15 protein-coding genes and 1 tRNA gene are annotated in these 12,228 nt (G+C 49.9%); 9 read left to right on the top strand and 7 right to left on the bottom strand.

All coding sequences use genetic code 11. The features are described from left to right. Positions 1 to 3: 3 nt before the first annotated feature. The 5 genes from fliO to rcsA all read left to right on the top strand — a co-directional run bounded on the left by fliO (position 4) and on the right by rcsA (position 3,092). Positions 4 to 378 carry a flagellar biosynthetic protein FliO gene (fliO, locus tag C5523_RS09860; protein WP_041851834.1) on the top strand — a complete coding sequence of 125 codons (375 nt, stop codon included), beginning with the start codon at positions 4 to 6 and terminating at the stop codon, positions 376 to 378. After that, positions 378 to 1,115, top strand: coding sequence for a flagellar type III secretion system pore protein FliP (gene fliP / locus C5523_RS09855; RefSeq protein WP_041851835.1), 738 nt, complete (start codon positions 378 to 380; stop codon positions 1,113 to 1,115). The genes fliO and fliP overlap by 1 nt, the downstream gene beginning before the upstream one ends. A 9-nt stretch (positions 1,116 to 1,124) precedes the next feature. Further along, positions 1,125 to 1,394, top strand: coding sequence for a flagellar biosynthesis protein FliQ (gene fliQ, locus C5523_RS09850; protein WP_041851836.1), 270 nt, complete (start codon positions 1,125 to 1,127; stop codon positions 1,392 to 1,394). Between the two features lie 7 nt (positions 1,395 to 1,401). Continuing rightward, positions 1,402 to 2,187 carry a flagellar biosynthetic protein FliR gene (fliR, locus tag C5523_RS09845; protein WP_041851837.1) on the top strand — a complete coding sequence of 262 codons (786 nt, stop codon included), beginning with the start codon at positions 1,402 to 1,404 and terminating at the stop codon, positions 2,185 to 2,187. 281 nt (positions 2,188 to 2,468) lie between these two features. After that, positions 2,469 to 3,092 carry a transcriptional regulator RcsA gene (gene rcsA, locus C5523_RS09840; RefSeq protein WP_041851838.1) on the top strand — a complete coding sequence of 208 codons (624 nt, stop codon included), beginning with the start codon at positions 2,469 to 2,471 and terminating at the stop codon, positions 3,090 to 3,092. 39 nt (positions 3,093 to 3,131) lie between these two features. On the opposite strand, the gene dsrB is transcribed toward rcsA, so the two are convergent. Beyond that, positions 3,132 to 3,320, bottom strand: coding sequence for a protein DsrB (gene dsrB / locus C5523_RS09835; RefSeq protein ID WP_041851839.1), 189 nt, complete (start codon positions 3,318 to 3,320; stop codon positions 3,132 to 3,134). A 128-nt stretch (positions 3,321 to 3,448) separates the two neighbouring features. Between dsrB and yodD the strand changes: the two genes are divergently transcribed. Together yodD and C5523_RS09825 are read left to right on the top strand one after the other, a co-directional pair. Then, complete coding sequence (gene yodD, locus C5523_RS09830; protein WP_041851840.1) at positions 3,449 to 3,679, top strand: YodD family peroxide/acid resistance protein; 231 nt, start codon at positions 3,449 to 3,451, stop codon at positions 3,677 to 3,679. Between the two features lie 288 nt (positions 3,680 to 3,967). Further along, the gene (locus tag C5523_RS09825; protein WP_108701031.1) at positions 3,968 to 4,807 is read left to right on the top strand and encodes a mannosyl-3-phosphoglycerate phosphatase-related protein; all 840 of its coding nucleotides are present in this window, start codon (positions 3,968 to 3,970) and stop codon (positions 4,805 to 4,807) included. Here C5523_RS09825 and dgcQ read toward each other — a convergent pair. The 3 genes from dgcQ to C5523_RS09810 form a co-directional block, all read right to left on the bottom strand. Beyond that, on the bottom strand, positions 4,762 to 6,474 hold the full coding sequence (gene dgcQ / locus C5523_RS09820; protein ID WP_108701030.1) for a cellulose biosynthesis regulator diguanylate cyclase DgcQ: 1,713 nt from the start codon (positions 6,472 to 6,474) through the stop codon (positions 4,762 to 4,764). The genes C5523_RS09825 and dgcQ overlap by 46 nt on opposite strands. Before the next feature lie 101 nt (positions 6,475 to 6,575). Further along, positions 6,576 to 6,758: a YodC family protein gene (locus tag C5523_RS09815; protein ID WP_041851843.1), complete on the bottom strand. Its 183-nt coding sequence runs from the start codon at positions 6,756 to 6,758 to the stop codon at positions 6,576 to 6,578. A 79-nt stretch (positions 6,759 to 6,837) separates the two neighbouring features. Next, complete coding sequence (locus C5523_RS09810; RefSeq protein WP_108701029.1) at positions 6,838 to 7,749, bottom strand: DUF808 domain-containing protein; 912 nt, start codon at positions 7,747 to 7,749, stop codon at positions 6,838 to 6,840. 192 nt (positions 7,750 to 7,941) lie between these two features. Between C5523_RS09810 and yedA the strand changes: the two genes are divergently transcribed. Next, the gene (gene yedA, locus C5523_RS09805; RefSeq protein ID WP_071196369.1) at positions 7,942 to 8,853 is read left to right on the top strand and encodes a drug/metabolite exporter YedA; all 912 of its coding nucleotides are present in this window, start codon (positions 7,942 to 7,944) and stop codon (positions 8,851 to 8,853) included. Positions 8,854 to 8,856: 3 nt separating this feature from the next. Here yedA and C5523_RS09800 read toward each other — a convergent pair whose 3' ends face one another. Continuing rightward, positions 8,857 to 9,321: a very short patch repair endonuclease gene (locus tag C5523_RS09800; RefSeq protein WP_041851846.1), complete on the bottom strand. Its 465-nt coding sequence runs from the start codon at positions 9,319 to 9,321 to the stop codon at positions 8,857 to 8,859. An 18-nt stretch (positions 9,322 to 9,339) separates the two neighbouring features. Beyond that, entirely contained in the window at positions 9,340 to 10,041 is a 702-nt protein-coding gene (locus tag C5523_RS09795; RefSeq protein ID WP_108701028.1) for a phosphohydrolase, read from the bottom strand. A 779-nt stretch (positions 10,042 to 10,820) separates the two neighbouring features. Here C5523_RS09795 and C5523_RS09790 point away from each other — a divergent pair. After that, positions 10,821 to 11,897 carry a porin gene (locus tag C5523_RS09790; protein ID WP_079496393.1) on the top strand — a complete coding sequence of 359 codons (1,077 nt, stop codon included), beginning with the start codon at positions 10,821 to 10,823 and terminating at the stop codon, positions 11,895 to 11,897. A 160-nt stretch (positions 11,898 to 12,057) separates the two neighbouring features. On the opposite strand, the gene C5523_RS09785 is transcribed toward C5523_RS09790, so the two are convergent. Further along, positions 12,058 to 12,147 (bottom strand) — tRNA-Ser (locus C5523_RS09785). Positions 12,148 to 12,228 lie beyond the last annotated feature (81 nt).

Genomic DNA, 12,228 nt, shown 5'->3' with positions numbered 1-12,228 from the left:
TGAATGAAAACCCAGGCCACGGTTAGCCAGCCGTCAAATGTACCGGGTTCGCCACTGCTGCAAGTCAGTGGCGCACTGGTGTTGATTCTGGCGATAATTTTTATTGTCGCCTGGCTGGCGAAACGTCTGGGATTCGCCGGGAAATCTGCGGGTAGCCGCGGTCTAAAAGTCAGCGCCAGCACCTCTGTAGGGCCACGCGAGCGCGTGGTCATTGTGGACGTGGAAGATGCACGTCTGGTGCTGGGCGTTACCCCTTCGCAGATTAATTTACTGCACACGCTTCCTCCGGCGCCCGCCGAAAATGAAGAAATGAAAGAGAAGACCCCGGACTTTCAGTCCGTGATGAAGAATTTGCTTAAGCGTTCCGGGAGAACCTGATGCGCCGTTTGTTACCTTTCGCGCTGGCCGGATTATGGCTGGCTGCCCCTGCCGCATTTGCTCAACTCCCGGGCCTGGTGAGTCAACCGCTGGCTAACGGCGGACAAAGCTGGTCTCTGCCGGTACAGACGCTGGTCTTTATCACGTCGCTGACCTTCCTGCCTGCCGTACTGCTGATGATGACCAGCTTCACCCGTATCATCATCGTGTTTGGTCTGCTGCGTAATGCCCTGGGTACGCCTTCCGCGCCGCCGAACCAGGTTATGCTGGGGCTGGCGTTGTTTTTAACCTTTTTTATTATGTCGCCGGTCATCGATAAGATTTACGCCGACGCCTATCAGCCTTTTAGCGAAAACAAGATTTCCGTCGATGTGGCGCTGGAGCGCGGTGCGCAACCGCTGCGTGAGTTTATGCTGCGCCAGACGCGCGAAGCCGACCTCGCCCTCTTCGCCCGCCTGGCCAATAGCCCGCCAATTCAGGGGCCGGAAGCCGTCTCCATGCGCATCCTGCTCCCAGCTTATGTGACCAGCGAACTCAAAACCGCCTTCCAGATTGGTTTTACGATATTTATTCCGTTTTTGATTATCGATCTGGTGATCGCCAGCGTCCTGATGGCGCTGGGGATGATGATGGTGCCACCTGCCACTATTGCCCTGCCGTTCAAGCTAATGCTGTTCGTGCTGGTGGATGGCTGGCAGTTACTGGTCGGTTCGCTGGCACAGAGTTTCTACAGTTAGGAGTGAAAGATGACACCTGAATCGGTCATGATGATTGGCACCGAGGCGATGAAAGTTGCCCTCGCGCTTGCCGCTCCGTTACTCCTGGTAGCCCTGGTAACGGGTCTGATTATCAGCATCTTGCAGGCCGCCACGCAGATTAACGAAATGACGCTCTCGTTCATTCCCAAAATCATTGCGGTATTTGTGACTATCATCATTGCCGGGCCGTGGATGCTCAATCTGCTGCTGGATTATATGCGCACGTTATACAGTAACCTGCCTTATATGATTGGATAAGCCCCGCATGTTTCATGTCACCAGCGATCAATGGCTTCAATGGCTCAGCATGTATTTCTGGCCCTTGTTGCGCATTATGGCGCTGATCATGACGGCCCCTATCCTGAGTGAGCGCTCAATCCCCCGGCGCGTAAAAATGGGGCTGGGGCTGGTGATTACCTTTATCGTCGCCCCGACTCTTCCGCCAGTCGACGCGTCGATGTTTTCCTCTAATGGCTTATGGCTGGCGATACAACAGCTTCTGATAGGCATCGCGCTTGGTTTTACGATGCAGTTTGCCTTCGCGACGATTCGTTATGCCGGAGAGCTGATTGGCTTACAGATGGGCCTGTCGTTCGCGACCTTTGTCGATCCCACCAGCCACCTTAATATGCCTGTCCTTGCCCGGTTTATGGACATGCTGGCGATGCTGCTGTTTTTAGTTCTCAATGGCCATCTATGGCTGATTTCAATGCTGGTTGACACCTTTCATACGCTGCCAATAGGCGCAGACCCGGTAAACAGCGACGCGTTTATGGCCATTACCCGCTCCGCGAGTATGATTTTCGTCAATGGCGTTATGCTGGCATTACCCATCATTACCCTGCTGCTGACCATTAACCTGGCGATGGGTTTATTGAACCGTATGTCTCCACAATTCTCCCTTTTTGTTATTGGTTTCCCGATAACATTGACGGTGGGTATTTTGCTGATGGTCGCCATGATGCCGTTAATCGCACCCTATACCGAACGAGTATTTGGTGAAGTTTTCAATCTATTAGCCGATATAGTCGGTGAACTGCCGAAGAAATAACAACCCACACTTTTTATATAGCCTTCCTAAGGAAATTCCTAAAATCAATTCAGGAAATCACCCCCTACGATATACCTGGCGCGGGTTAATTGTTTTTAAGGTTCTCACAGAACACAACATTTACTTTACTTTGAGATGATTCCTGGCAAATTATACGTAACTTTACGGGATAGTGGTTTCGCCTGAGGTCGTCCTGCTCATTGTTTATTACTTTTTTGCCTGGTGGTTCGGGGACCTCTGGCGAGGGTGAATTATCGTTACGCATTGAGTGAGGGTATGCCATGTCAACGATTATTATGGATTTATGCAGTTATACCCGGTTGGGACTAACGGGGTATCTGGCAAGCCGGGGGGTAAAGAAACGAGAAATCAACGACGTAACAACGGTTGATGAACTCGAATCGGCATGTGTGGCGTTACAACCCACTGTGGTGTTTATTAATGAGGACTGCTTCATTCACGATCCTGTAAGCAGTCAGCATATAAAAGAAATCATTACTCAACACCCCCGGACGTTATTTATTGTATTTATGGCAATAGCTAATATTCACTTCGATGAATATTTGTTAGTTCGCAAGAATTTATTGATCAGTTCCAAGTCAATAAAGCCTGAGTCCCTGGACGATATTTTGGCTGACTATCTTAGTAAAGAGAAAAAAAGTATTGGGCACATTAATTTACCCACGCTATCACTGAGCCGGACGGAATCCAGCATGCTTAAAATGTGGATGTCGGGGCAGGATACCATCCAAATATCCGATCAGATGAATATTAAAGCGAAAACAGTATCATCACATAAAGGTAATATAAAAAGGAAAATCAAAACGCATAATAAGCAAGTGATCTATCATGTCGTGCGTCTGACCGACAATGTGACCAGCGGTATCTTTGTGAATATGCGATAAAAATTGAGGGATCACCCTCCGGAACGGAGGGCGAAAAAACTAATCAAGCAATTCAACAAAAACCCCGTCCGGATGACCTTTTTCATTAAAGAACCAGATACCGAGCGGGTAATCATCAAGTGACACCAGGTACATCGTACCTTCATTGAATTCTTCAATAGCCAGCACAACACCCGGACGGCGCGGACCACCGTCCGTCTTGACCGTAACCCGATCGTTTACCTTCATATTCACCCTCCTGTTTCATTTGTGCCAGTGTAGAACAATTCTCAATAACTAGCAGCGCCCGGGCGTTTGGCTGGCTATTTTTTCTACCGACTATACTTACCCGTGGGCCTGACGATGAGGTGAAACGGATGAGTACAGTTAAAGAGTACAGCGACACCGCAAAGCGGGACGTCAATGTCGACGTTGATGCCCTGCTGGCTGCAATAAACGAGATTTGTGAGAGCGAAATCCATCGTGTTGATGACGGCGAGGGTCAGCGCGTTAGCGTCGATGGGCGGGATTACCATACCTGGCGTGAACTGGCGGAGGCGTTCGAGCTTGATATTCACGACTTTAGCGTGACAGAAGTGAATCGCTAGAAAGAAAAAATCCCGGTCATGGGGTGACCGGGATAAAGCTTGCTCTCGCAAGAAGCACTTGAAAATTCGTTACACCAGGGAATCTGATGTAACTGGCACCATATCCTCAAACTTATTGCATGACAAGGTAATATTTCTTTGCTGAATAATTTAGATGCGTAATATTTTCATCGCGGGCACATCCCTAACCCCCGCACCATGCCGCTTACCTGCTTTTGTTGCGAACTTTTCGCTAAGTGGCCTTACGAATAAATGAGATTTGTCTTACCTGACTGCAAGGAGCAGACCATGCCAACACTTGACGACCCACTGCTGGTGTTTTCCGATGTTGACGGCACACTCCAGGATAGCCACACCGGCGACTGGCAGCCCGCGGCTGAGTGGCTTGCCCGCCTGCGTGAACATCGTATCCCCCTGATCCTCTGTAGCAGTAAAACTGCCGCCGAAATGCTTGCCGTGCAACGCATGGTGGGTCTGGAAGGGCTGCCCTTTATCGCCGAAAACGGTGCTGTCATTCAGCTTGATGAACGCTGGCAGGATCACGAAAACTATCCGCGTATCATTACCGGCTCCTCACACGAGGAGATTGCTAAAGTGCTCATCGAGTTGCGCAGCCGTGATGGCTATAAGTTCACGACCTTTAGCGAAATGGATGAACATGTCCTGGCCGATGTCACCGGTCTTACCCCGGCACAAGCCTCGCTGGCTCGCTTACAGGAAGCGTCTGAGACCTTAATCTGGCGGGATAGCGATGAACACATGCAGGCTTTCGACGCCGAACTGGCCCAGCTCGGCTTACGTTTTGTGCAGGGAGCGCGGTTCTGGCATGTCCTTGATGAGCGTAGCGGGAAAGATCAGGCCGTAAACTGGTTACTGCGCCAGTATCGCCATTACGATGGGGGCAGCCACATCACTATAGGATTGGGCGATGGTCCTAACGATGCCCCTCTGTTGGACACCGTCAATTTCGCGATTGTGGTAAAAGGGCTGAACCGTCAGGGGATCCATTTACAACATGATACGCCAGAGCGGGTATATCACTGCGCCCTTGAAGGCGCAGCGGGGTGGCGTGAAGGCATGGATTATGTGTTGGGTAACGGTGTCACGCCGTCTTCGGCGCAAACCTGATTACGGCCGTTATTTTTTGCGTGATACAACCGGCTGTCGGCAACAGACTGGAGATACTCGAAATCATAGTTGCCGCTTTCCAGCGCGCTACTCACGCCGAGTGAAGCGGTAACGCGAATGGTTTTACTCTTTTGCACAAAAATTTCTTTGCTACTGATACGCTGGCGGATTTTTTCAGCAACGGCGGTTGCATCCGCAAGCGTTGCCCCCGGGAGCAAGACGCAAAACTCTTCGCCCCCGACGCGCCCGGCCACATCCTGTTCGCGAATCGATTTACCAATCAAGCCCGCGGCATACGACAAGACCAAATCTCCCGCCTGATGACCGAACCGATCATTAACCCGCTTAAAATGGTCGAGGTCGATTTGAATCACCGAGAGCGGGAGATTTTGCGCCGCACACTCAGTTGTCAGCACCTGGGCGCGTTCAAACAACGCGCCGCGATTATTTAGCCGCGTCAATGGGTCATACCAGGCCTGCCATTGCAAGGTATGCTGGAGCTGGAACATATTGCTGACCATCCGGCGGATCACCCCCCAGGAGAGCAGCAGCATGGTGGTAAACAGCAGCCACAATAAAGCCAGGGCGATACTGATACTTCCAAAATCACCGCGCAGTCCCTCATGCAAGGTCTGGATACGCAGCACACTGCCTTCGAAATGTTTCAGTTTTACCCAGCTTACAAACCGCGTCCCCAAACGAAGACCGCCTGCTGTATCTCTGGCCATCTCCCGTTGCAGTTGCGCATGTTCATCAGAGGAAAATTGCTGGCTCGTCGTTCCGGCGTCTGCGGTAGTGGTTAGCAACGTAAACTGCGCATCATAGAGCTGGTATTCTCCTTTATCCTGACTCTGTCGTGCTTCGGTCAGCAATGCCTTCATTGACGACACGGGAAAACTCATTGATAGCACGCCATACCAGTAGTTTTGAAAATCCAACGGTACACTGGCGGTCACCAGCGAATCGGCAATATTCGGTGTATGTGCTTCGTCGCTAAACCAGCGTACCCCGCGCAGTTTGTTTTCGCGCTCACTTTGCCCACTAAACCAGGGGCTGGTCAGATGCTGGTAGTACTGCTGTACGATTTCATTGTTGTTCCCGACAGGCAGAGTGGAGATAAAAAACCCCGCCCGGGAGACATAAAGCGCGCGGCGCGGAAACATCGAGGCACTGGAAGAAAAACGGAACAGATAACCAAGCTCCATCGCTGCGGTCAGCTCATTGTGCAACAACGGGTTGTCACGGCTTAGCAAGGCGCTTTGGTCAACAAAATAGTCCGACACGCCATATAATGGTAACGTTCGACGGTTATCCAACCCTATTTGCCAGTAAGGAAGTATCCGCTCCTTTTCGAACTCCGCCTGGATGTTACGCAAAACATCGAAAGCCAGCGGAGTTTGTACCGCAGACTGCATACCATTGCGGAAAAAGAGCAGACGATCGATACCCACCTGCATCTGCCTGTCCAGCACATTGGTAACGTTATCCAGCGCGTTTCGCTGACTAACGACATAGGCGCCCTTCATCACAATAACTTCACGCCACGTAAGTACCGTAGAACAGACCAGTACAATAACAAAACAGAGATTCACGACCCGGCTGGGTACAAACCAGGTTTTGACAAACGCAAGTCGCGGAGGACTTTTTACGACTTTTTCCTGCCCCACAAAGACTCCCTGAATAAACGCAACGCGGAAGCGTTATGCGATCGCCAATGGCAAAAAACTGTAAGAAGAAAAACGCCCGGACATGCCGGGCGTTTTAATGGCTATGCCTCTTCGCAAAGCTTTTGTCCTTCACCGGGAACCAATTCATCTTCCCGAAAGGCTTCACGTTTCACGACGTGACCGTCATACCAGCGGCACTCGACCATTCCACTGGAATAACCGGTGACAATCATGCGTGGCCCACCATTTTTTGCTTTTACTTCATCACTGACCAAAAAGACCATCTTTGCCTCCTGTATCAGGGTGAAACGATTTCACCTTAGACGAAGTTTCAACCTTTTGCGTAGTGGCAAAATCGAGAATTCAGGCATGCGTACCACGTAGCCGTGCAATAAGTTTCACCGCCGACAGTACTATCGCACCGATGATAAAACCCAGGACCAGATTAGCCAGCACAGGGAGCAACGCCGCAACGATGCTATTACTGCCTTGCGCCATATGTTCAATGGCGTGGTGTAACGGCGCGATACCATGAACCACAATGCCACCGCCGACCAGGAACATGGCCAGCGTCCCGACGACTGACAATATTTTCATCAGCCATGGCGCAATAAATAACAAGCTTTTACCCAGCGCCTGCGCCAGAGCAGCCCGTTTTTCTGCCAGCCAGTAACCCATATCATCCAGCTTGACGATAATGCCCACCAGGCCATACACCCCAATCGTGACCAGTACCGCAATTCCGGACAGAATCAGCACCTGATTTAACAGCGGCGCTTCGGCTACAATGCCCAGAGTGATGGCGACAATTTCCGCCGATAGAATAAAATCGGTGCGGATTGCGCCTTTCACTTTATCACGTTCAAATTCGCGCGGATCTTGTGCGGCCATCGCGTTCAACCGCTGCTCGCGCGCTTCCGGCGTTTCTTTATGCTTACGGGCCTCAACGGTGTGCAAGACTTTTTCGACACCTTCAAAGCACAGAAATGCCCCGCCAATCATTAATAACGGCGTAACAGCCCAGGGTATAAAGGCGCTTATCAACAGCGCCAGCGGCACCAGAATTACTTTATTGAGCAGTGACCCTTTCGCCACGCTCCAGACGACAGGTAATTCGCGGTTTGCGCGTACGCCCGTAACCTGCTGGGCATTGAGGGAGAGATCGTCTCCCAGTACGCCTGCTGTCTTTTTCGCCGCCAGTTTACCCATCACCGAAATATCATCCAGCAATGTGGCTATGTCATCGAGTAGAGTTAATAAGCTACTGCCTGCCAAAATGGTCTTCCTTATTGATTGTCTGTGATTTTTTACCGATTGATTCTCTTAGTATGATGTAAAAAGGCGGCAGCGAAAATCCTCCAGAGCAATACAACAAAAATTTAACAGATAAAATACAATTAACCGCTCGCCAGGGCGATAGTTTTGGCGTTTACTATATGCTTCCTTTTTATTTTGCTGTGAGGGAGTATGCGTTTCAGGCAGCTTTTACCGCTTATTAGTGCACTTTTCGCGCTGTATATTATTTGGGGTTCCACGTACTTTGTAATTCGCATCGGTGTTGAAAGTTGGCCACCGTTTATGATGGCTGGCGTACGCTTCCTTTCTGCCGGCATTTTGTTAATGGCGTTCCTGCTCATTACCGGTCATAAACTTCCCGCTTTACGTCCCCTGCTTAATGCGGCACTGATTGGCGTGTTACTGCTGGCCGTTGGTAACGGTTTTGTTACCGTTGCAGAACATCAGAACGTCCCTTCCGGCATCGCTGCCGTCGTTGTAGCGACCGTTCCGCTCTTTACACTCTGCTTTAGCCACTTTTTTGGTATCCAGACCCGCAAATTGGAATGGATGGGTATTGCTATTGGTCTGGCAGGTATCATCCTGCTGAATAGCGGCGGCAACCTGAGCGGTAACCCATGGGGCGCGCTGATGATCCTCATTGGCTCTTTAAGCTGGGCATTCGGTTCCGTCTATGGCTCCCGCATTGAATTACCCACCGGTATGATGGCTGGCGCAATCGAAATGCTGGCTGCAGGCATCGTACTGTTGGTCACCTCGGTTCTCAGCGGCGAGCGGATGACCACATTACCAACGGTGCAGGGCTTTATGGCTGTCGGTTATCTGGCGATTTTCGGTTCAGTGATTGCCATCAATGCCTATATGTATCTGATACGCAATGTCAGCCCCGCTATCGCCACCAGCTATGCCTACGTTAACCCGGTTGTGGCCGTTTTGCTGGGTACCGGTTTTGGCGGCGAACATCTTTCCAGCATCGAGTGGCTCGCGCTCGGGATTATTATTATGGCTGTCGTACTGGTGACGCTGGGGAAATATCTCTTCCCTGCCCGTCCTGTCGTGACCCCTTGTGAAGCGGAAAAATAGCGTTCATTGATGAATGCCACGTGTGTCGATCTGCGCGGTGTCGCCGCCCCCGCAGATCCACTCTTCAAGCCGCTCCCCCAGCGCATCGTCCGTTAATTTAAGCCGCCCGCGTAACGCACACTCCCAGACAATTAAGACCCGCCACCCCTGTTCATGCAATAGTGCGTTATCACGCTTATCACGCACGACATTTTTGCCGATTTTTTCCAGCCAGAATTCAGTTCGCGTCGCGGGGACTTTAAATAAATGGCAGTCGTGGTGATGCCAGAAACAGCCATGGGTAAAAATGACGGCGCGATACTCATCCAGCACAAAATCAGGGCGCCCCGGTAACGCCGCATCCTGGACACGATACGTCAGGCCCAGTGTTTCCAGTAGCGAAGCAAGTCGTTTTTCAATTGCTGTGTCACGGGTGGCAATGGCACGCATGTTTTTGCTGCGCGTCGCCTTATCGTGGACATCTGCCATTCGCTCCCCCTCACGCTATCAGTCTGGTTGGTGATGACCAAAACGATGTAAGACATCTCTGTCCAGCCCGTGATAATCACCCTGCAATTCGGCGCTGATTTTCGCCATAAACTGCACCAGATAATCGGCATTATGCTGCGCCAACGCCCTCCCCTTTTCCGTCTGCATGGTGGCAGGCAACGTCAGCAGCTTGGTCTGAAAATGGTCAAGCGCATAACGTTTATCATTGAGCTCGCGCTCGTCGGCAAAGGGATCGTTGCAATCAAATAGCGCCACCTCCAGCGAACCGGCTACCGCAAAAACGCGCGCCAGCCCAATCGCCCCCAGGGCTTCAAGCCTGTCGGCATCCTGTACAATTTTCGCTTCCGGCGTTTGTGGCACAATCCCGGCGCTATAGCTGTGCGCCTCAATAGCGTGGCGTACCGCAGGGTAGCGATCTTCCGGGAAGAGTGGAAAATCTTCGCGCAGGATCGCTGTCGTTTTTTCCGCCGCCATGCGTGAGGCTAATGACCGCTGCGGATCATTTTTTGCCAGGCTCACAATATCGTGAAAGTAGCAGGCCGTCAGAATCACCAGCCCATCCATCTCCTGGCCCGCCATAAGGGACTGTGCGGTACGCCAGACCCGGCGAAAATGGGCGACATCATGGGCGGCGTCCGCCTGGGTATAATGTTGCGCGACCCACGCGTCAAAGCGTTGTTGCCATTCAGTTAAGGTCATTGTCACTCCTTCCAGGGAAAGCCGTAACCATAGCACTATTTTATTTCATTGCTTAGGCGTCCTTCCTTTATGGGCGGGGTAGAACCTGCCATGCCCTCAACAGAAGCCCCGTTGCACTATCATCGCCACTGCAACAACACATATCATTTCACAAAAAATGCGAAATCATCGTATTACACTGGCTGAGCAATCAGTTCAAAAAACTTTATGCCGTGGCAAATACCAACTCTGTCCTATATTTATATTGAAAATTTGCTTTTTTTGCAGCTTTTTTGTTCACTTTAATTCATTTTAAAAATAATGAATCATTATCTAATGCAACGTACGCAATAAAATCCATCTTTAAAGGCCAGTTTATTCATTTCACTTCTGTGGTAGTATTTAGCGGCTATCAGCATTGAGTTGCTCTATTTTATTTATCATCCTTTTTCAATGATGTGCCTGGGGGAATACCCTGGGCTTTTTTTTCGCCTTTTATATACATCGATAGAATACAATCCACTCATATATAAAAACGCAAAATAAAATACACTTCAATTATATTTTTAACCCATCAATAAACACAACAAATACAATAAAATAAATGAAATGAATACATCAGACCACTTTAAATTCACAGAAGAAATACCACCACCCAAAGAAACATTTTGCAATATTTTAAATAATTTGCTTACATATTTGACGTAAAAATTAATGAACTTAATAGAATAGTATTCAGTTTGTAATTTCGGATGAAATTGCAAATATTCATATAAATTATGATCTCAAGGGAATAGATTATGAAAAGAAAAGTACTGGCGATTTTAGTGCCTGCGTTATTATTTGCAGGCGCAGCAAATGCGGCGGAAATTTATAACAAGAACGGTAATAAAGTCGATTTCTACGGAAAAATGGTCGGCGAACGCATTTGGTCTGACACTGATCAACACAACAGCGAAAATGAAGATACCTCTTACGCCCGTATCGGCATTAAGGGCGAAACCCAGATCAACAGCGAACTCACCGGCTTTGGTCAGTGGGAATACAATATGGATGCCAGCCATCCTGAAGGCGGCCAGGATGAGAGTACACGTCTCGCCTTCGCTGGTCTGAAATTTGGCAACTTTGGTTCTTTCGATTATGGCCGTAATTATGGTGTCGCTTATGATGTCGCGGCATACACCGATATGCTGGTTGAATGGGGTGGTGATTCCTGGGCTTCCGCCGACAACTTTATGAATGGCCGAACCAATGGCGTTGCTACTTACCGTGTCACTGATTTCTTCGGTGAAGTTGAAGGCCTGAACCTGGCGCTGCAATATCAAGGCAAAAACGACAACCGTATCGTAAAAAAACAGAACGGCGACGGCTACAGCATGTCTGCTTCTTATCAGTTCGATGGATTTGGATTTGCCGCAACCTACGGTAAAGCGGACCGTACTGACGAGCAAGCTGCCGACCGTAAAGGCGATAACGCCGAAATCTGGTCCATCGCGGCAAAATACGATGCAAACAATGTTTACGCTGCAATGATGTACGGCGAAACCCGTAACATGACCGTTGAGAAAGACAGCCAGTTTGCTAATAAAACGCAGAACTTCGAAGCCGTTATTCAGTACCAGTTTGATTTCGGTTTGCGCCCTTCTCTCGGTTATGTCTACTCTAAGGGCGATGACCTGAGCCGTCGCGGTAGCTTTAAAGGCGGCGACGCTGCGCGCGTAAACTACATCGAGCTCGGTACCTGGTACTACTTCAATAAAAACATGAACGTTTACGCGGCATACCAGTTCAACTTGCTGGACGACACGCGCTACGTTCGTGAAACAGGCACCAATAAAAACGATCAGTTCGCACTGGGTATTGTTTACCAGTTCTAAGCATACTTTTCTTTCAAAGCCCGCCGCGAGCGGGCTTTTTTGTGGCAAAAGCACAGGCCGGCCGCATGATATAGCATGCAGTTATAAAATTTACGGGAGTAATGAGAAAAACATCTGTGACAAGAGTCGTTGAAAGCAAAGCGCGTAACTGTTTGAATAGTGGCGGAGAGAGGGGGATTTGAACCCCCGGTAGAGTTGCCCCTACTCCGGTTTTCGAGACCGGTCCGTTCAGCCGCTCCGGCATCTCTCCGTTTCAATGGTTGCCATGATGCCAGGTAATTTGGCATTTTAACAGACCCTGTCCCGTTAATTTGGTTCAAGTGGCGAGTTT

The organism is Phytobacter sp. SCO41 (assembly GCF_003073275.1).
Lineage (GTDB): Bacteria > Pseudomonadota > Gammaproteobacteria > Enterobacterales > Enterobacteriaceae > Phytobacter > Phytobacter diazotrophicus.
Note: the sequence above shows the minus strand (reverse complement) of the source record. Positions and strands in the feature narration are given on the sequence as shown.